Below are 18490 nucleotides of genomic sequence, written 5' to 3'. Positions count from 1 at the left end.
ACGCCCCCTCGCGTCGCTCGGCGGGCGAAGCCCCGTATGCTTGTAGGACCGGACGGGCCACCCGTTCCCGCGGGGGCGCCGCTCCCGACGGCCCCTGCTCCATGACCGCCCCCACGCCCTCTCCCGCCTCCGCCCCGCCCGCCCATTCGCCGCTGCGCCAGCGCTATGGGCCGCGCTACCGCTGGCTGCTGCTGCTGTCGGTCATGGTGGGCACGATGGCCTCGATCATGTCCTCCACCGTGGTCAACGTGGCCATCCCCGACCTGAGCCGGCACTTCGGCCTGGGGCAGGAGCGGGCGCAATGGGTCAGCTCCGGCTTCATGGTGGCGATGACCGCCTCCATGCTGACCACGCCGTGGCTGCTGGCGCGCTTCGGCTACCGGCGCACCTATGTCGGCACCATGGTGCTGTTGCTGACCGGCGGGCTGCTGGGCGGGCTGGCGGACCTGTTCCCGCTGGTGCTGGCCGCGCGCGTCATGGAGGGGCTGGCGGCGGGCGTGGTGCAGCCCATCCCGGCCATCATCATCCTGCGCGCCTTCGAGCCGCACGAGCAGGGCCGCGCCAGCGGCTTCTTCGGCATGGGCGTGGTGCTGGCGCCCGCGGTGGGCCCCAGCATTGGCGGCGTGCTGGTGGACCTGGCGGGCTGGCGCTCCATCTTCTTCATGGTGGTGCCCTTCTGCCTGGCGGCCTTCTGGCTGGCCTGGAAGTTCGTGCCGCCCACGGCGCCCGGCGGCGCCCAAGCCGGCCGCAGCCATGCGCTGGACTGGCGCGGCCTGCTGATCGGCACCGCGGGCACGCTGTGCCTGCTCAACGGGCTGGTGGAACTGCGCGGCGATGCACCCGGCCAGGCCGCGCTGCTGCTGGTGCTGGCCGCCGCCGCCCTGGCCACCTTCGTGTGGTGGGAGCGGCGCCTGGCCGCGCGCGGCGGCGAGCCGCTGATGGACATGCGCCTGTTCACCCACCGGCAGTTCGCCATGGGCACGGTGGTGGCCTTCATCTACGGCACGGCGCTGTTCGGCTCGACCTACCTGCTGCCGGTGTTCATGCAGGTGGCGCTGCACCTGTCGGCCTCGCACGTGGGCACGATCATGCTGCCGGCCGGCATCGTGCTGGCCTTCACGATCGCCGGCGTGGGACGGCTGGCCGACCGACATCCGACCTGGCTGCTGGTGAGCACCGGCCTGCTGCTGCTGGCCGCCAGCTTCGCGCTGATGCCCACGCTGTCGCTGGCCGGGCCGCTTTGGCTGCTGACGCTGTATGCGGTCATCGGGCGCATCGGGCTGGGCTTCATCCTGCCCTCGCTCAACATCGGCTCGATGCGGCCGCTGCCCAAGACCATGATCCCGCAGGGCGCCAGTGCCATCAGCTTCCTGCGGCAGCTGGGCGGCTCGGCCGGCGTGAGCCTGTGCGCCGTGGTGCTGGAATGGCGGCTGTCGGCGCACGGGGATTCGCTGGCGCAACTGCAGAGCAGCCCGGCACGGCTGGCGGCCTTCGACGAGGTGTTCCTGATCCTGGCGGCGCTGTGCGGGCTGGCACTGCTGGCGGCGCTGCAGCTACGGGAGCGGCACCACCGCGGCGCGCTCTGACGACAGTGTGCGCGACAGCCGCGACCGGACGGCTCGGGTCTAATCGGGGCCGCCTTTTTTCCCCAACCCGGGCGAGCTCGCCCGACAACAACGAAGGAGATCCCGCAGATGCTCAACCATGTGATGGTCGGTAGCCAGGACATCGAACGCGCCAAGCGCTTCTACGACGCCGTGCTCGGCGTGCTGGGTGCACCGGAAGGCGTGCGCAACACCGGCCCCGGCGGCCACCAGCGCGTGTTCTGGCGCCACGACGGCAACACCTTCGGCATCACCGAGCCGATCAATGGCGAGGCCCCCACCGTCTCCAACGGCGCGACCATCGGCTTCAAGTGCACGTCGCCCGAGCAGCTGATCCAGTTCCACGACGTGGCGGTGGCCCACGGCGGCACCTCCATCGAGGACGCGCCCGGCCCGCGCGGCGAGGGCCATGGCGGCGTGCACCTCGCCTATGTGCGCGACCCCGACGGCCACAAGCTCTGCGCGCTGTACCGCCCGGGCCGCAAGGCCTGAGTCCCTTTCTCTTTTCCTGCATCCGCCCCGCCGCCGCCATGTGCCAGCTCCTCGGAATGAACTGCAACGTGCCCACCGACGTGCAGTTCAGCTTCACCGGCTTCGCCCAGCGCGGCGGCCGCACCGACCACCATGCGGACGGCTGGGGCATCGCCTTCTTCGAGGACCGCGGGTTGCGCCACTTCGTGGACCACCTGCCGGCCTGCGATTCGCCGGTGGCGGAGCTGATCCGCCGCTACCCCATCAAGAGCCGCAACGTCATCGCCCACATCCGCAAGGCGACGCAGGGCGCGGTCAACCTGCAGAACTGCCATCCCTTCGTGCGCGAGCTGTGGGGCCGCTACTGGGTGTTCGCCCACAACGGCGACCTGAGGGACTTCCGCCCACGGCTGCACGGCAACTTCCATCCCGTGGGCGGCACCGACAGCGAGCATGCCTTCTGCTGGCTGATGCAAGAGCTGGCCAAGTCGCATGCCGACGTACCGAGCGTGGACGAGCTGACGCTCACGCTGCGTGAGCTGGCGCCGCGCATCGCGAAGCACGGCACCTTCAACTTCCTGCTCTCCAACGGGCAGGCACTGTGGGCGCACGCGTCCACCAACCTCTGGTCCATCGAGCGGCAGCATCCCTTCACCCTCGCGCAACTGGCCGACGAGGACCTGTCGATGGACTTCGCCCAGCACACCACGCCCGACGACCGCGTGGCGGTGGTGGTGACGGCGCCGCTGACGACCAACGAGACCTGGGTGCCGTTCGCGTCCGGGGAGCTGCGGGTCTTCGAGAACGGCAGACGCAGGGGCTGACACCCCCGATCCCCTTCGCGGCTCCCTTTGAGAGATGGCCCCGCTGCAATGGCGGGCTTGCGCCTGCGCCGCCTTGCGTTGACGATGCGTTAACTAATAATAACAATTCGCATTCTCTTCAACACCCATCTCCATGACCCGTCTCTTCACGCCGGGGCCGCTGGCCCTGGCCGCCGGCCTGGCCCTGCAGGCGTTGGCCGCCTCGGCCCAGACCCCGCCCGCCGCGACGACCGCACCCACCACAGCCGGCACGCTGTCCACCGTCACCGTCGAGGCCAGCGCCGACGCCTCGGCCGAAGGATTGACCAAGCCCTATGCCGGCGGTCAGGTCGCCCGCGGCGGACGCGTGGGCCTGCTGGGCAACGTCGACCTGATGGCCACGCCCTTCGCCACCACGGCCTACACGCAGGAACTGATCCAGAACCAGCAGGCCCGCAGCGTGGCCGACGTGCTGCAGAACGATCCCTCGGTGCGGGTGGCGCGCGGCTTCGGCAACTTCCAGGAGTCGTACTTCATGCGCGGCTTCATCGTGAACTCGGACGACATCGCCTACAACGGCCTGTACGGCCTGTTGCCGCGGCAATACATCGCCTCGGAACTGTTCGAGCGCGTGGAGGTGCTGCGCGGCGCGAGCGCCTTCCTCAACGGCGCCACGCCATCGGGCGGCGGCATCGGCGGCAACATCAACCTGCTGCCCAAGCGCGCGGGCAACGAGCCGCTGACGCAGGTGACGGTGGGCGGCGCGAGCGGCTCGCAGGGCTATGCCGCCGCCGACATCGCGCGGCGCTTCGGCCAGGACCAGAGCCTGGGTGTGCGCGTGAATGCCGCCCACCGCGACGGCGGCACTGGCGTCGACGGCGAGTCGGTCAAGCTGAGTGCACTGTCGGTCGGCCTGGACTGGCGCGGCCGCGATGCCCGCGTGTCGGCCGACATCGGCCACCAGGAGCACATGCTCGAGGCGGCCCGGCCCAACGTGACGCTGGGCAGCGCCGTCACCGTCGTGCCGCGCGCGCCCGACGGCCGCAGCAACTACGCCCAGCCCTGGACCTATTCCATGGAGCGCGACACCTTCGGCTCCCTGCGTGGCGAGTACGACATCACACCCGCCGTCACCGCCTGGGCCGCCGCAGGCGCACGGCGCAGCGCGGAGAGCAACGCGCTGGCCAATCCCACGGTCAACAACGCCTTCACCGGCGCCAGCACGGCCACGCGCTTCGACAACACCCGCGAGGACGACGTGAAGACGGCCGAGCTGGGCCTGCGCGGCAAGCTGCGCACGGGCAGTGTGGGCCATGAATGGGTGCTGGGCTATTCCTGGTACGACCTGCAGAAGAAGAACGCCTATGCCATGGGTCTGGCGGCAGGCTCCTCGGTCGCCAGCAGCATCTACACGCCGGTGGCCCGCTTCGCGCCGGGCCTCAGCTACCTGGGCAACGACCTCACCAGCCCCGCGCTCAACGGCACCACCACGCTCAAGAGCTGGGCACTGGGCGACACGCTGTCCTTTCTGGGCGACCGCCTGCGGGTGACGCTGGGCGCGCGCTACCAGACCCTCGAATCGACCAGCATCCCCTACGTGGTCGCCAATGCCGGCCGCTTCGTGGCGGGCAGCACCGGCATCAGCAGCTACGACCAGAGCCGCACCAGCCCGGTGGCGGGCGTCGTCTTCCGGCTGCAGGACAACCTGTCGATCTACGCCAACTACATCGAAGGCTTGGCGCAGGGCGACACGGCGCCGACCGCCACCAACGGCGTGGTGGTGGTCAACGGCGGCCAGGCGCTGGCCCCGTATGTCTCCAAGCAGAAGGAAGTGGGCCTGAAGTACGACGGCGGCCGCATCGGCGCGACCGTGGCCGTCTTCAGCACCGAGAAGCCACGCGCCTACCTGGACACGGCGACCGGCATCTTCTCGGCCCGTGGCGAGGACCGGCACCAGGGCGTGGAGCTCAACACCTTCGGGGAGATCACCCGCGGACTGCGCGTGCTCGGCGGCGTGACCTGGCTGGATGCCGAGCAGAAGAACACCGGCAGCGCCACCACCGACGGCAAGCGCGTCATCGGCGTGGCGCGTGCCCAGGGCAGCCTCGGCCTGGAGTGGGACGTGCCCGGCGTGCCGGGCCTGGCCCTCACCGGCCGCGTCGTGCGCAACGGCAGCAGCTATGCCGACGCGGCCAACACCCTGCGCGTGCCCGGCTGGACGCGCCTGGACGTCGGCGCGCGCTACCTCACTGAAGTCGCCGGCAAGCCCGTCACCTTCCGCGCCCGCATCGACAACGCCACCGACCGCAACTACTGGGCCTCGGTGGGCGGCTATCCGGGCTACGGCTACCTGGTGCAGGGCGCACCGCGCACCTTCAACGTGAGCGCCACGGTCGACTTCTGAGCAGCGCGCGGGTTCAGGGCCCGATCCAAGTGGCGGGCCAGGCGCCGGAGCGGGTCATGTCCCGCAGCACGTCCACCACCAGCGCATCGACCGCGGCGCAGGCCACGGTCTGCGGGCGCGCGGTGCCCAGGACGCGCACCACGCGCCGCCGCATGCCGGGCCCGTCGATGGCGACGGTGCGCAGCCGGCCCGCCGCCACCTCCTCGGCGACGGCGCCGGCCGCCAGGATGGTGCTGCCGATGCCCTCCTCCACCGCCCGCTTCACGCTGCCCAGCGACTCGATCTCGGCCACCACGTCCAGCTGCACGCCCGCGGGCGCGCAGGCCTCGTCGATCAGCCGGCGCAGGCCATGCTCGCGGCCCGGCAGCACCAGCGGCCAGCGGGCCAGCGAGGCCAGGCCGATGCGCCGGGGCACCCGGCCCTGCGCCAAGCCGGTCACCAGCACCAAGCGGTCATCCAGCAGGGGGCGCTTGGCCAGGCCGGGTTCCTGGGCATCGCCGTACAGCAGGGCCAGGTCCAGCCGGCCCGACAGCAGCCATTCGCGCACGAAGCCGCTGTAGCCCTCGACCAGCTTGAGCCGCACCTGCGGCAGGCGCTCGCGGCAGGCGCGCAGGATGGGCAGCGTGGCCACCAGCGCAACGGTGGTGGGCAGCCCGATGGCCACCTCGCCCTGCGGCACGTCCAGCGACTCGCGCACGGCCAGGCGTGCCCGCTCGGCATCGGCCAGCACCACCCTGGCGTGCTCCAGGAAGACCGTGCCCGCAGGTGTGAGCGTCATGCCGCGGCTGGAGCGCACGAACAGCGGCGCCCCCAGCTCCGCCTCCAGCGCGGCGATCTGCTGGCCCAGCGCCGGCTGCGCCACGTGCACGCGCGCCGAGGCCTTGAGCAGGCTGCCCGCCTCGCTCACGGCGATGAAATGACGCAGTTGCCGCAGTTCCATGTCGGGGTTCCTGTCGGTGGGCGGAAGGCGATGGGGCGGGCCGGCTGCATGCCGGACGCACGGCGCAGCCCCTGGACGCACGCCGCCTCGCAGCAACGACTGCGCGACTTCCCGCTATCTGCAGACGGTCTAGCCGCTAGCCCGAATCAGTATTTCACAGCTAGCGCTCGGGCGACCAGAATCGGCCGCATCGCCAGCGCCCCGGACGCCGGCCGCCCACGGAGACCCGCATGCCCCAGGCCCTCGACATCGACCTTCTGCGCCCATGGATCGGCCGCACCGAGCAGCTGCACGACCATGTCACGGCCGCGCCGCTGCGCGCGCTCACCGCCACGCTGGACCGCGACGACGCGCCGCAGGCGCCCGGCGCGCCGATCCCGCCGCTGTGGCACTGGCTGTACTTCCTCCCCGCGGCGCGGCAATCCGAGCTGGGGCCGGACGGCCATCCGCAGCGCGGCGGCTTCCTGCCGCCGGTGCCGCTGCCGCGGCGCATGTGGGCCGGCAGCCAGCTGTCTTTCCACCGGCCACTGCGCGTGGGCCAGAGCCTGGTGCGCAGCTCGCGCATCGCCGACGTGCGCCTCAAGGAGGGCCGCACCGGGCCGCTGGTGTTCGTCAACGTCGACCACCGCATCGAGGCCGATGGCGAACTCGCCATCGAGGAGCGCCACGACATCGTCTACCGCGATACGCCAGCGCCGGACGACCTGCCACCGGCGCCGGTGGCGGCCCCGACCGATGCGGCCTGGGTGCGCCGCATCGCGCCCGACGACGTGCTGCTGTTCCGCTACTCGGCCCTGACCTTCAACGGCCACCGCATCCACTACGACCGGCGCTACGTCACCGAGGTGGAGGGCTATCCCGGCCTGGTGGTCCATGGCCCGCTGATCGCCACGCTGCTGCTGGACCTGCTGCGCCGCCAGCGCCCCGAGGCCACGGTGCGGCAGTTCAGCTTCCGCGCGATGAAGCCCACCTTCGACACCGAATCCTTCGAGGTCTGCGGCGCGCCCGAGGGCGACGGCACGGTGCACCTGTGGGCGCGCGACCACCTGGGCCACCTGACCATGGACGCCCGGGCCACGCTGGCCTGAGCGGCACGGCCCGCGCTGCCCCAAAACCCGACGCTGGAGGCTCTCTTGGCCCGTCCCCTCGATGGCGTGACTGTCGTCACGCTGGAACATGCGATCGCCGCTCCCTTCTGCACCCGCCAGCTGGCCGACCTGGGCGCGCGCGTCATCAAGGTCGAGCGCCCCGGCAGCGGCGACTTCGCCCGCGCCTACGACACGCGCGTCAACGGCCTGTCCTCCCACTTCGTGTGGACCAACCGTTCCAAGGAAAGCCTGACGCTGGACGTGAAGCACCCCGCCGCCGCCGACGTGCTGGCCAGGCTGCTGGAAGGCGCCGACGTGCTGGTGCAGAACCTGGCGCCGGGCGCCGCGGCGCGGCTGGGACTGTCGTACGAGGCGCTGCACGCGCGGCACCCGCGGCTGATCGTGTGCGACATCTCCGGCTATGGCGAGGACGGGCCTTATCGCGACCGCAAGGCCTACGACCTGCTGATCCAGAGCGAGTCCGGCTTCGTCTCGGTGACGGGCACGCCCGAGTCGCCCGCCAAGGCCGGCTGCTCCATCGCCGACATCGCCGCGGGCATGTACGCGTACACCCATATCCTGGCCGCGCTGCTGCAGCGCCAGGCCACCGGCGAGGGCAGCCACATCGACGTCTCGATGCTGGAGAGCATGGTGGAGTGGATGGGCTTTCCGATGTACTACGCCTTCGACGGCGCGACGCCGCCGCCGCGTGCCGGGGCGGCGCATGCCACCATCTTTCCCTACGGGCCCTTCAAGGCCGGCGATGGCCGCACCGTGATGCTGGGCCTGCAGAACGAGCGCGAATGGGCGGTGTTCTGCCGCGTGGTGCTGCAGCAGCCGGAGCTGGCCAGCGACCCGCGCTTCGACGCCAATCCGAAGCGTGTGGCCCAGCGCGACGCGCTGCGCACGCTGATCGAGACGGCCTTCGCGCCGCTCACGGCGCCGCAGGTGCGCCAGCGCCTGGACGAGGCGCAGATCGCCAATGCCAGCGTCAATGAGATGCAGGACGTGTGGGCCCATCCCCAGCTGCACGCCCGCGCGCGCTGGACGCAGGTGGACACGCCCGCCGGTCCCGTGCCCGCCCTGTTGCCGCCGGGCCGATCCAGCGCCTTTGCCGCGCGCATGGACGGCGTGCCCGCGCTGGGCGCGCACACCGAGGCCCTGCTGCGCGAGCTGGGCTGCAGCGAGACGATGGTGAACACGTTGCGGGCCGACGGTGCCATCTGACAAGGGCGCCATGTCATGAACCTGCCTGCCCCGTCTGTTTCCTCCAGCGCCCTCGCGCAGGCGCGCAGTTTTCTGTTCGTGCCGGGCAACCGGCCGGAGCGCTTCGAGAAGGCCGTGCGCAGCGGCGCCGACGCGGTCGTGCTCGACCTGGAAGATGCCGTGCCACCGGCCGACAAGGATGCGGCCCGTCAGGCGGTCGTGTCGGCCTGGCCGGTGCTGGCGGCCCTGGGCACGCCGCTGGTGGTGCGCATCAATGCGGTGGCGCAGCCGCTGGGCCTGGCCGACCTGGCGGCACTGGCTCCCCTCGCGGCGTCACGGGCTCCATGGGCCGTGATGTTGCCCAAGGCGGAATCGGCGGCGGACGTGCGGCAGGTGCGGGCGGCGCTCGGCGCGGCGGTGCCGGTGCTGCCGCTGATCGAAAGCGCCGCCGGCTGGCAGGCCCTGCCCGGCATCGCCGCCGCGCCCGACGTGCTGCGCCTGGTGGTGGGCCACATCGACTTCATGGCCGACACCGGCCTACTGTGCGGCGAGGACGAGGCCGAGCTCGCGCCACTGCGCTTCGCGGTGGCCATGGCCACGCGGCTGAATGCGCTGGCGCCGGCCGTCGATGGTGTCACCGTCACCATCCAGGACGAGGGCCGGCTGCGCAGCGACACGCAGCGGTCGCTGCGCTTCGGCTTCGGCGCCAAGCTGTGCATCCATCCCGCGCAGGTGGCGGTGGTGCATGAGGCCCTGGCCCCGACGCCACAGCAGGCCGACTGGGCGCGGCGCGTGCTGGCCGCCGATGCGGCCGCCGGCGGCGCCGCGGTGCAGGTGGACGGCCGCATGGCCGATCTGCCGGTGGTGCTGCAGGCACGGCGCCTGCTGGCCAGGCAGCGGTGAGCTCGGCCCGGCAGCCGGGCCGGGCACCGTCAAGACATCCACGGCGGCGGTGACGCCGCCCTGCGCAACGCCGGCCGGCGTCAGAAGGAGCGCGGCAGGCCGAGCACGTGCTCGGCCACGTACGAGAAGATCAGATTGGTGGAGATGGGCGCCACCTGGTAGAGCCGCGTCTCGCGGAACTTGCGCTCCACGTCGTATTCGCAGGCGAAGCCGAAGCCGCCGTGGAACTGCAGGCAGGCATTGGCCGCCTCCCAACTGGCCTTGGCCGCCAGGTACTTGGCCATGTTGGCCTGCGCGCCCATGGGCTGGTGCGCATCGAACAGCTCGCAGGCCTTCCAGCGCATCAGGTTGGCCGCTTCGACCTCGATGAAGGCATCGGCGATGGGGAACTGCACGCCCTGGTTCTGGCCGATGGGCCGGCCGAAGACCTGGCGCTCGCGCACATAGTGCGTCACGCGGTCGATGAACCAGTAGCCGTCGCCGATGCATTCGGCCGCGATCAGCGTGCGCTCGGCGTTCAGCCCGTCGAGGATGTACTTGAAGCCCAGGCCTTCCTGGCCGATGAGGTTCTCCTCGGGGATCTCCAGGTTCTCGAAGAACAGCTCGTTGGTCTCGTGGTTGACCATGTTGGCGATGGGCCGCACCGTGAGGCCACGCTGCTGCGCCTCTGTCAGGTCGACCATGAAGATCGACATGCCCTCGGACTTCTTCGTCACCTCGGCCAGCGGCGTGGTGCGCGCGAGCAGGATCATCCAGTCGGAATGCTGGACGCGGCTGATCCACACCTTCTGGCCGTTGACCACGTAGCGGCCGTCCTTCTTGACGGCGGTGGTCTTGATCTTGGTGGTGTCGGTGCCGGTGGTGGGCTCGGTCACGCCCATCGACTGCAGGCGCCATTCGCCGCTGGCGATGCGCGGCAGGAAGCGCTGCTTCTGGGCCTCGGAGCCGTGGCGCAGCAGCGTGCCCATGTTGTACATCTGGCCGTGGCAGGCGCCGGCATTGCCGCCGCAGCGGTTGATTTCCTCCATCACCACGCTGGCCTCGGTGAGGCCCAGGCCCGAGCCGCCGTATTCCTGCGGGATCAGCGCCGCCAGCCAGCCGGCGCGGGTGAGCGCATCGACGAAGGCCTCGGGGTAGGCGCGCTGCGCGTCGATGTCGCGGAAGTAGGCGTCGGGGAATTCCGCGCACAGGGCGCGCACGGCATCGCGGATCTCGGGGTGGTTGTGGGACTGTGTCTGCTCGATCATGGCGTGGCGCGCGGCCGGGCCGCGCCGGTCCTCAGATCGGGGCCTTCACCTGCGCCTCCAGCGCATCGACGAACAGCGCCGGCACGTCGCAGCCGGTCTGGTCGTGGATCTCCTGGAAGCAAGTCGGGCTGGTGACGTTGATCTCGGTGAGCGAGCCGCCGATCACGTCCAGGCCGATCAGCAGCAGTCCGCGCGCGAAGAGCTTCGGGCCGATGGCCTCGGCGATGCGGCGGTCGTCAGCCGACAGCGGCTGGGCCACGCCCTTGCCGCCGGCCGCCAGGTTGCCACGCACCTCGGTGCCCTGCGGGATGCGCGCCAGGCAGTAGGGAACCGGCTGGCCGGCGATCACCAGCACGCGCTTGTCGCCCTGGCTGATCTCGGGCACGAAGCGCTGGACCATGATCGTCTCGGCGCCGCCCTTGTTGAGCGTCTCGATGATGGAGCCGAGGTTGAGCGCGTCCTGCTTGACGCGGAAGATGCCCATGCCGCCCATGCCGTCCAGCGGCTTGAGGATGATGTCGCCGTGCTCGGCATGGAAGGCGCGCACCGCCGCGTCGCTGCGCGTGACCAGCGTGGGCGCGGTGAATTCCGGAAACTCCATGATCGCCAACTTTTCCGGGTGGTCGCGCAACGCCCGCGGCTTGTTGACCACATGCGCGCCCTCACGCTCGGCCTGCTCCAGCAGGTGGGTGGCGTAGATGTACTCGGCGTCGAAGGGCGGGTCCTTGCGCATGAGCACGGCGTCGAAGTCCTTCAGGGCCACGCGCTCGCGCAGGTCCACCGTGTACCAGTCGTCGGCATCGCCGGTCAGGGTGATGCGCAGCACCTCGGCCTCGACCACGCCGCCGGAGCGCCAGCCCAGGTCCTGCGGCAGGCAGGCGGCGATCCGGTGGCCGCGCCGCTGGGCCTCGCGCATCATCGAGAAGGTGGTGTCCTTGTAGGTCTTGAACAGGTCGAGCGGATCGGCGACGAAGAGGAAGTTCATGATGGCTTGTGCTTGTTGTCGTGGCCGCCCTGGCGGGCGTCCAGCCTGATCTTGCAGGCAGGAGCGATGTCCTTGCCGGCGGGGGTCTTTGACCGGCCGGCCTGCTGCACCAGCAGCGCGGCCGCACCGGCCACCACGCCCCAGAAGGCCGAGCCGATGCCAAAGAGGGTCACGCCCGAGAGCGTGACCAGGAAGGTGATGAGCGCCGCCTCGCGGTGGGTCTCGTCGCGCAGGGCCGTGGCCAGGCCGCCGCCGATGGTCGACAGCAGCGCCAGTCCGGCGATGGCCGCCACCAGTTCCTTTGGGAAGGCCGTCAGCAGCCCCGCCACCGCGGCGCCGAAGCAGCCGATCAGCACATAGATGAGCCCGCAGCACACGGCGGCGGTGTAGCGCTTGTGCGGATCCTCGTGCGCCTCGCGGCCCATGCAGATGGCGGCGGTGATCGCGCTCAGGTTGAGCGCATAGCCGCCGAAGGGGGCCAGCAGCAGCGTGGCCACGCCGGTCAGCGTGATGAGCTTGCTGATCGGCATGTCGTAGCCCGCGGCGCGAATGGCCGCCACCCCCGGCAGGTTCTGCGAGGCCATGGTCACGACGAAGAGCGGCAGCGCCAGGCTGACGGCCGCCTGCCACGTGAACTGCGGCATCGTGAAGACCGGCATGGCCAGCGAGAAATGCACTGTGCTCCAGGCCAGCTGGCCGCGCACGGCCGCATAGGCGACGGCCACGGCCAGCGTCAGCGGCACGGCGTAGCGCGGCAGCCAGCGCTTGCCTGCCAGGTAGGTCGCCAGCATCAGCAGTACCAGCGGCAGCGCCGTCTGCGCCGCCGTGAAGGCCGAGAGGCCGAAGCGCGCCAGCACGCCCGCCAGCAGGGCCGAGGCGATGGCCATGGGGATGCGGTTCATCACCCGCTCGAACCAGCCGGTGGCGCCGGCCAGCGTGATGAGCGCCGCGCAGACGATGAAGGCGCCCACGGCCTCGCCCATCGAATAGCCCGCGCCTGCGGTGGCCAGCACGGCGGCGCCGGGCGTGCTCCAGGCCACCATCACGGGCTTGCGCAGCCACAGCGATGGGATGGCGGTGGCCAGGCCCATGCCGAGGCCCAGCGCCCACATCCAGGAGGCGATCTGGGCGGAATCGGCGCCGAAGGCCTGCGCGGCCTGGAACACGATGGCCACCGAACTGGTGAAGCCCACCAGCACCGCGACGAAGCCGGCGGTGAAGGCGGGCAGGTTGACATCCCGGATAAAACGCATAGCCGACGATTGTGCCGGGCGGGCCTGTCGGAGGCAGGGCTGGCCCCGGATCGCAGGCGCACCGACACTGGCGCCCTCCACCGGCCGGGCACGTGGCTTGCAGCGCCCGGCCCTTTCGCCAAAGACCGGACCACGCCCATGACGACCCCCGCCCCTCCCACCACCCCCGCCGAGATCGTGGACGAGTTCCTGCGCCTCGTGATGATTCCCGACCCGGCCTCGGCCTCGCGGTACACCGCGCCGGACATCCGCATCCGCTTCACCGGCAACCGGCCGATGACCGCGCCCGGCGACACCTCGGCCTTCAACGCCAAACGCTACGCCTGGGTCAAGAAGAAGATCGAGCGCACCGAGACGGTGGCCGGCGGCACGGAGGACGAGACCGTGGTCTACAGCCTGGGCACGCTCTACGGCGCCTGGCCCGACGGCACGCCCTTCGAAGGCAACCGCTACGTCGACCGCTATGTCGTGCGCCGCGGCCTGATCGTGCAGATGGACGTGTGGAACGACAGCGCCGAATGGCTGCTGGTGCGCGCCGGCCTGGCGACGCTGTGAGCCGCGCACGATGACCGCCGCGCCGCACGACCCCGCCCGCACCCGCTGGCCCGAGCGCCTGCCGGGGCATGACCGCTTCGACTACCGGCCCATTACCCGCCGCCACGACTACGCCTGGCCCAATGGCGCGCGGCTGGCGGTGTACCTGGGCTTCAACATCGAGCACTTCGCCTTCGGCGATGGCCTGGGCGCCTGCATCGGCCCTGCGTCGCCGCATCCGGATGTGCTCAACCACGGCTGGCGCGAATACGGCAACCGCGTGGGCGCCTGGCGCTGCCTGGAACTCTTCGACCAGCTGGGCCTGCCCACCGGCACGCTCATCAACACCGCCCTGTACGACCACTGCCCCGAACTCGTGCAGGCCTTCGCGGCCCGCGGCGATGAGCTGATCGGCCACGGCCACAGCAATGCCGAGCGCCAGGGCCAGCTGTCGGAGGACGAGGAACGCGCCCTGCTGCAGCGCTGCCGCACGCGCATCGAACGCGAGAGCGGCCAGGCACCGGCGGGCTGGCTGTCGCCCTGGATCTCCGAGAGCCGCCTCACGCCCGACCTGCTGGCCGAGACGGGCTACACGTACACGCTCAACTGGTGCCACGACGACCAACCGATGCGCATGCGCACCCGCGGCGGCGGGCGGCTGTGGGCCGTGCCCTATCCGCAGGAGTTGAACGACATCCCCATGATCGTGGCGCGCCAGATGGACTCGCGCGCCTTCTGCGACATGGTGGTGGACAACTTCGAGGAGATGCTGATGCAGTCGCAGGCCCAGCCGCTGGTGATGGGGCTGGCGCTGCATCCGTACATCGTGGGCCAGCCCTACCGGCTGCGGCACCTGCGCGAGGTGCTGGGCCACCTGGCCCGCGCGCGCGACGAGGGCCGCGTGTGGTTCACCACGCCCGGCGGCATCGCGCGGCATATGGAGACCGCGGCCGCGGATGCGCCGGCGGGGGCCTTCGACTGAAGGCCCTACCGCGCGCCCAGGTCACACGACCGAGGCGGCGCCGGCTTCGGTGGGCCGGCTGGCCCGCGGATCGTCCGGCGCGGCGGTGACGATGCTGGTGAGCGGCGGATCGGCCGGCCGCAGCTTCGCGATGTCCGGCCGCGGCCGCGCCAGCGTCGGCGACGAGGAGAAAGCCTGCTCCATGGCCAGCGAAGCCGACAGCAGCGGCAGGTCGCCACGGAAGGCGCCGGTCACCTGCAGGCCGAATGGCATGTCGCGCTCGTCCGTCCCGCAGGGCAGGCTGATGGACGGGTGCGTGGTGAGCGTGACCACGTAGGTCAGCGCCAGCCAGCGGTAGTAGTTCTCCTGCGGGCGGCCGTCCACCTCGGCGGCGTACGGCAGCGTCCACGGGAAGGGCGAGACCGGCGTGGTGGGCGACATGACCAGGTCGTAGCCCTCGAACACCTTCTGGAAGCGGCCGATGATGCGCGTCTGCTCGGTCTGCGCCCAGGCGCTGTCGAGCAGGCTCATGCGCACGCCCATCTCGTAGTTGGCGCGCGGGTTGGGGCCCAGGCTCTGGGGGTTGCGCTCGTAGGTCTCGCGCATGCCGGCCACGAAGGCCTCGGCGCGCAGCACGTCGAAACAGCGGTGCACCTCGCCCAGCGCGAACGGCACCTGGTCGCAGGCGGCGAAGAGGTGGCGCATGGCGGCCATCTTCTCGCGGAAGGCGCGGCGCACCACGGGGTCGACGTCGCAGCAGCCGAAGTCCTCGGTCCAGGCCACGCGCAGGCGCGACAGGTCGGCCGTGCGCGGCGCCAGGAAGGCCATGGCGTCGAGCGGATGACTGAGCGGATCGCCCGCATGCGGGCCGGCGGTGGCCGCCAGTTGCAGGCAGGCATCGGCCACGCTTCGGCCCATGGGCCCGACCACCGAGATGGGCGACCAGCCCATCGGCTTGCGCACGCTGGGCACCACGCCGGGCGAGGGCCGCAGGCCGACCACGCCGCACTTGGCAGCGGGGATGCGCAGCGAGCCGCCGGTGTCCGAGCCGGTGCACACCGGCAGCATGTCCAGCGCCAGCGCCGCCGCCGAGCCGCCCGAGGAGCCGCCGGCATTGAGGTTGGTGTCGAAGGGGTTGCCGGTGGCGCCCCATACCGGATTGCGGCTGTTGGCGCCCGCGCCCATCTCGGGCACGTTGGTCTTGCCGGCCACGATGGCGCCTGCAGCGCGCAGGCGGCGCACCAGCTCGATGTCCTGCGCCGGCACATGGTTGCGCAGGCTGGGCGTGCCCGAGGTGGAGAGCAGGCCGGCCGTGGGCTCCAGGTCCTTCACGCCGAGCGGCAGGCCGTGCAGCAGGCCGAGCGGCTCGCCGCGCATCACCGCCTGCTCGGCGGCGCGGGCCTCGCCGCGTGCGCGCTCGAAGCAGGTGGCGGTGACGGCGTTGACGAAAGGATTGACCTGCTCGATGCGCGCGATGCAGGCCTCCAGCAGTTCGACGGGCGAGAGCTGGCGGGCGCCGATCAGGCGGCGCTGCTCGACGGCGGAGAGTTCGACGATCTGGGCCATCAGTCCGCCCGGATGTTGGCGCGCTGGGCGACGGCGCGCATCAGCGGCAGTTCGTTCTCGATCTGCTTCGCCGACGCGGCCTGGCCGGCAAAGGCCGGCTCGGCACCCTGGGCCGCGAGCGCGGCCTTGGTGTCGGGCGAGGCGACGATCTGCGCGATGGCCTTCTCCAGCCGCTCACGCACCGGCGCGGGCGTGCCCTTGGGCGCGACCAGCATGATCCAGGTGTCGACGTTGATGTCGGGATAGCCCGCCTCGGCGAAGGTGGGCACGTTCGGCAGCTGCGACGAGCGCTTGGCCGTGGTCACGGCGATGGCCTTGACCTTGCCGCCCTTGAGCTGCGGAATGGCGGCGGTGACGGTGTCCACCGAGAAGGGCACCTGGCCGCCGATCAGGTCGGTCATGGCCGGGGCGCTGCCCTTGTAGGGCACATGCAGCATCTTCGCGCCGACGGCGCCCAGGATGATCTCGCCGGCGAAGTGCGAGGTGGTGCCGGCGCCGAAGGAGGCGTACGAATACTTCTCGGGCGAGGCCTTCGCGGCGGCCACGAATTCCTTCACCGTGTTGATGAGCACGTCCTTGTTGGCCAGCAGCACCAGCGGGATGCGCGCCACGATGGCGATGGGGTCGTAGCTCTTGACCGGGTCGTAGGGCAGGTTGCTGCGGATGGCCGGATTGGCCGTGAAGGTCGAGGGCGAGCCCAGCAGCAGCGTGTAGCCGTCCGCGGGCGCCTTGGCGACGTAGCCGGCGGCGATGGCCGTGCCGGCGCCCGGGCGGTTGTCCACCACCACCGGCTGGCCCAGGGCGGTCGAGATCCGCTGGCCCATCAGCCGGCCGATGACGTCGGCGCTGCCGCCGGGCGGGAAGGGGATCACCAGCGTGATCGGCCGGCTGGGGTAGTCCGGCTGCGCCATGGCAGGAAGCGCGCCGGCGCTGGCGGCCAGCGCGAGCAGGCTGCATACGGCGGCGCGGCGGGACACCGAGGCAGGACGGAAAGCGGGGATGGACGCGAAGGTCATGGCGCAGGCCTTTCGGAAGACGATGGCGGCATGCTAGAAACGCGCCTCCCGTGCAGCAAGCACAAGGCTCTTAAAGCTTCATTGCCGATTCGGCAATGTTCTGGCACCGCATCCGATGGCTTCTCCCCCGCCCGCGTCCACCCCCGCCGCCAAGCCTGCACGGCGCGATCCCAACCAGCGCGTGCTGCAGGAGGTGGCCCTGCGCTACTTCCTGGAGGTGGCACGCGCCGGCTCGGTCACCGAAGCCGCGGCCCGGCTGGAGGTGGCGCCCTCGGCCGTCAGCCGCCAGATCGGCCGGCTGGAGCGCGAGCTGGACACCCTGCTCTTCGAGCGCCGCGCTCGCGGCATGACGCTCAATTCCGCCGGCGAGCTGCTGGCCGCCCATGCCCGCCGCGCCTGGCTGGACATCGAGCGCGTGACCGACGACATCCTGGCCCTGCGCGGCCTGCGCCAGGGCGAGGTGCGCATCGTGGCGACCGAAGGCTTCGCCTACGAATTCCTGCCCGCGGTGGTGGCGGACTTCCAGGCGCGCTGCCCGGGCATCCGCTTCCAGCTGGACATGGCGGTGCAGCGCGAGGTGGCGCGCCGCGTGCGCGAGGGCCTGGTCGACATCGGCGTGACGGTGAGCCTCAGCTCCGAAAGCGGCCTGCAGGTGGCCTTTCGTCATCCCTCCCCCGTGATGGCGGTGGTGGCACCCGGGCATCCGCTGGCCGATCGCCGACAGCTGTCGCTCGCCCAGTTGCCGGCCTGGCCGCTGGCGCTGCCGGCCGGCACATCCACGCTGCGCCAGTTGCTGGACATCAGCTGCAGCCGCCAAGGTCTGGTCCTGCAGCCGGTGATCACCAGCGACCATCTCTATCCGCTGATCCAGTACGTGACCCACACCCAGGCCGTCACCTTCTGCGGCGAGCTGGCGCTGCGCCAGCAGCTGCACAACCGTGCCGTGGTGGCCATCCCGCTGCGCGACCGTGAGATGAACGAGCGCCACTTCGAGGTGCAGACCATGGCCGGGCGCCATCTGCCGGATGCGGCGCGGGCCTTCATCGATCACCTGCGCAAAACGTTGGAGTGACACGATGGCAGTCGCTGCCTTGCGCTAACGGCAATCCGATCTTGCGAAGCTCACATTGGTCGGCAACGCAGGCGGCGGAATAATCGCCTTCGGCGCTCGATCGCGCCGCCTCCCCACCCTCAGGGCCGGCGCCCTGCGCCGGCATCGTTCATGACCCAGACCTCCGCCCTGCCCTTCTCCAAGGTCCGCTCCGTCGGCCCGCTCGTCTTCCTTTCCGGCGAACTGGGCATCGCCGCCGACGGCTCGGTGCCGGCCGGCATCGAGGCGCAGACGCGCCTGTGCCTGGAGCGCATCGCGGCCACGCTCGCCAGCCATGGGCTGGCCCTGTCGGACGTTGTGAGCGTGACGGCCTACCTGGTCGATGCGGCCGACTTCGCCGCCTTCAACGGCGTCTATGCCGCCGCTTTCGCCGAGCCGCGGCCGGTGCGCACCACCTT

17 protein-coding genes are annotated in these 18490 nt (G+C 71.2%); 11 read left to right on the top strand and 6 right to left on the bottom strand.

The genetic code is table 11. The features are described from left to right. Positions 1–101: 101 nt before the first annotated feature. From QZ772_RS04025 to QZ772_RS04010, 4 genes are all read left to right on the top strand, one after another. A complete protein-coding gene (locus QZ772_RS04025; protein ID WP_295523268.1) occupies positions 102–1586 on the top strand; it encodes a DHA2 family efflux MFS transporter permease subunit in 1485 nt (494 codons plus the stop codon). Between the two features lie 108 nt (positions 1587–1694). Then, positions 1695–2096 (top strand): VOC family protein, encoded by a 402-nt coding sequence (locus QZ772_RS04020; protein WP_295523266.1) that lies wholly within the window; start codon positions 1695–1697, stop codon positions 2094–2096. Between the two features lie 38 nt (positions 2097–2134). Continuing rightward, positions 2135–2899, top strand: a complete 765-nt coding sequence (locus QZ772_RS04015; protein WP_295523264.1) for a class II glutamine amidotransferase — start codon at positions 2135–2137, stop codon at positions 2897–2899. 133 nt (positions 2900–3032) lie between these two features. Further along, on the top strand, positions 3033–5282 hold the full coding sequence (locus tag QZ772_RS04010) for a TonB-dependent receptor (protein ID WP_295523263.1): 2250 nt from the start codon (positions 3033–3035) through the stop codon (positions 5280–5282). A 13-nt stretch (positions 5283–5295) separates the two neighbouring features. On the opposite strand, the gene QZ772_RS04005 is transcribed toward QZ772_RS04010, so the two are convergent. Beyond that, entirely contained in the window at positions 5296–6222 is a 927-nt protein-coding gene (locus QZ772_RS04005) for a LysR substrate-binding domain-containing protein (protein ID WP_295523261.1), read from the bottom strand. A gap of 230 nt (positions 6223–6452) precedes the next feature. Between QZ772_RS04005 and QZ772_RS04000 the strand changes: the two genes are divergently transcribed. The 3 genes from QZ772_RS04000 to QZ772_RS03990 are packed head-to-tail and all read left to right on the top strand — an operon-like array spanning position 6453 to position 9419. After that, positions 6453–7310 (top strand): MaoC family dehydratase N-terminal domain-containing protein, encoded by an 858-nt coding sequence (locus QZ772_RS04000; RefSeq protein WP_295523259.1) that lies wholly within the window; start codon positions 6453–6455, stop codon positions 7308–7310. Between the two features lie 45 nt (positions 7311–7355). Further along, the gene (locus tag QZ772_RS03995) at positions 7356–8537 is read left to right on the top strand and encodes a CaiB/BaiF CoA-transferase family protein (RefSeq protein WP_295523257.1); all 1182 of its coding nucleotides are present in this window, start codon (positions 7356–7358) and stop codon (positions 8535–8537) included. Positions 8538–8552: 15 nt separating this feature from the next. Next, on the top strand, positions 8553–9419 hold the full coding sequence (locus QZ772_RS03990) for a CoA ester lyase (RefSeq protein WP_295523255.1): 867 nt from the start codon (positions 8553–8555) through the stop codon (positions 9417–9419). A gap of 80 nt (positions 9420–9499) precedes the next feature. Here QZ772_RS03990 and QZ772_RS03985 read toward each other — a convergent pair whose 3' ends face one another. Genes QZ772_RS03985 through QZ772_RS03975 form a run of 3 tightly spaced genes read right to left on the bottom strand, consistent with a single transcriptional unit; the run spans position 9500 to position 12904 of the window. Beyond that, a complete protein-coding gene (locus QZ772_RS03985; protein WP_295523253.1) occupies positions 9500–10666 on the bottom strand; it encodes an acyl-CoA dehydrogenase family protein in 1167 nt (388 codons plus the stop codon). A gap of 31 nt (positions 10667–10697) precedes the next feature. Beyond that, positions 10698–11651, bottom strand: a complete 954-nt coding sequence (gshB, locus tag QZ772_RS03980; protein WP_295523251.1) for a glutathione synthase — start codon at positions 11649–11651, stop codon at positions 10698–10700. Further along, entirely contained in the window at positions 11648–12904 is a 1257-nt protein-coding gene (locus QZ772_RS03975) for a benzoate/H(+) symporter BenE family transporter (RefSeq protein WP_295523248.1), read from the bottom strand. Before QZ772_RS03975 ends, gshB begins: the two co-directional genes overlap by 4 nt. Before the next feature lie 138 nt (positions 12905–13042). Between QZ772_RS03975 and QZ772_RS03970 the strand changes: the two genes are divergently transcribed. Both QZ772_RS03970 and QZ772_RS03965 read left to right on the top strand, forming a co-directional pair. Continuing rightward, positions 13043–13459 (top strand): nuclear transport factor 2 family protein, encoded by a 417-nt coding sequence (locus QZ772_RS03970; RefSeq protein WP_295523246.1) that lies wholly within the window; start codon positions 13043–13045, stop codon positions 13457–13459. Between the two features lie 10 nt (positions 13460–13469). Next, entirely contained in the window at positions 13470–14420 is a 951-nt protein-coding gene (locus QZ772_RS03965; protein ID WP_295523244.1) for a polysaccharide deacetylase family protein, read from the top strand. A gap of 21 nt (positions 14421–14441) precedes the next feature. On the opposite strand, the gene QZ772_RS03960 is transcribed toward QZ772_RS03965, so the two are convergent. Together QZ772_RS03960 and QZ772_RS03955 are read right to left on the bottom strand one after the other, a co-directional pair. Next, on the bottom strand, positions 14442–15965 hold the full coding sequence (locus tag QZ772_RS03960) for an amidase (protein ID WP_295523242.1): 1524 nt from the start codon (positions 15963–15965) through the stop codon (positions 14442–14444). Next, on the bottom strand, positions 15965–16981 hold the full coding sequence (locus QZ772_RS03955) for a tripartite tricarboxylate transporter substrate binding protein (RefSeq protein WP_295523240.1): 1017 nt from the start codon (positions 16979–16981) through the stop codon (positions 15965–15967). Before QZ772_RS03955 ends, QZ772_RS03960 begins: the two co-directional genes overlap by 1 nt. Positions 16982–17096: 115 nt before the next feature. On the opposite strand from QZ772_RS03955, the gene QZ772_RS03950 reads away from it, so the two are divergent. Together QZ772_RS03950 and QZ772_RS03945 are read left to right on the top strand one after the other, a co-directional pair. Continuing rightward, complete coding sequence (locus QZ772_RS03950) at positions 17097–18053, top strand: LysR family transcriptional regulator (RefSeq protein ID WP_295523238.1); 957 nt, start codon at positions 17097–17099, stop codon at positions 18051–18053. Between the two features lie 150 nt (positions 18054–18203). Then, on the top strand, positions 18204–18490 hold a 287-nt coding region (locus tag QZ772_RS03945), incomplete at its 3' end, for a RidA family protein (protein ID WP_295523236.1).

The sequence above is a fragment of the uncultured Pseudacidovorax sp. genome (genome assembly GCF_913773995.1).
In the GTDB taxonomy this organism is placed as follows: domain Bacteria; phylum Pseudomonadota; class Gammaproteobacteria; order Burkholderiales; family Burkholderiaceae_C; genus Xenophilus.
This window is presented reverse-complemented; position numbering and strand designations above follow the sequence as displayed.

Excerpts from the sequence above, each read along its gene's own strand:
- QZ772_RS03960 (WP_295523242.1), bottom strand. The coding sequence starts at position 15,965 with ATGGCCCAGATCGTCGAACTCTCCGCCGTCGAGCAGCGCCGCCTGATC.
- gshB (WP_295523251.1), bottom strand. The coding sequence starts at position 11,651 with ATGAACTTCCTCTTCGTCGCCGATCCGCTCGACCTGTTCAAGACCTAC.
- QZ772_RS03965 (WP_295523244.1), top strand. The coding sequence starts at position 13,470 with ATGACCGCCGCGCCGCACGACCCCGCCCGCACCCGCTGGCCCGAGCGC.
- QZ772_RS04025 (WP_295523268.1), top strand. The coding sequence starts at position 102 with ATGACCGCCCCCACGCCCTCTCCCGCCTCCGCCCCGCCCGCCCATTCG.
- QZ772_RS03955 (WP_295523240.1), bottom strand. The coding sequence starts at position 16,981 with ATGACCTTCGCGTCCATCCCCGCTTTCCGTCCTGCCTCGGTGTCCCGC.
- QZ772_RS03975 (WP_295523248.1), bottom strand. The coding sequence starts at position 12,904 with ATGCGTTTTATCCGGGATGTCAACCTGCCCGCCTTCACCGCCGGCTTC.
- QZ772_RS04020 (WP_295523266.1), top strand. The coding sequence starts at position 1,695 with ATGCTCAACCATGTGATGGTCGGTAGCCAGGACATCGAACGCGCCAAG.
- QZ772_RS04015 (WP_295523264.1), top strand. The coding sequence starts at position 2,135 with ATGTGCCAGCTCCTCGGAATGAACTGCAACGTGCCCACCGACGTGCAG.
- QZ772_RS03985 (WP_295523253.1), bottom strand. The coding sequence starts at position 10,666 with ATGATCGAGCAGACACAGTCCCACAACCACCCCGAGATCCGCGATGCC.
- QZ772_RS04000 (WP_295523259.1), top strand. The coding sequence starts at position 6,453 with ATGCCCCAGGCCCTCGACATCGACCTTCTGCGCCCATGGATCGGCCGC.
- QZ772_RS04005 (WP_295523261.1), bottom strand. The coding sequence starts at position 6,222 with ATGGAACTGCGGCAACTGCGTCATTTCATCGCCGTGAGCGAGGCGGGC.
- QZ772_RS04010 (WP_295523263.1), top strand. The coding sequence starts at position 3,033 with ATGACCCGTCTCTTCACGCCGGGGCCGCTGGCCCTGGCCGCCGGCCTG.
- QZ772_RS03970 (WP_295523246.1), top strand. The coding sequence starts at position 13,043 with ATGACGACCCCCGCCCCTCCCACCACCCCCGCCGAGATCGTGGACGAG.
- QZ772_RS03950 (WP_295523238.1), top strand. The coding sequence starts at position 17,097 with ATGGCTTCTCCCCCGCCCGCGTCCACCCCCGCCGCCAAGCCTGCACGG.
- QZ772_RS03990 (WP_295523255.1), top strand. The coding sequence starts at position 8,553 with ATGAACCTGCCTGCCCCGTCTGTTTCCTCCAGCGCCCTCGCGCAGGCG.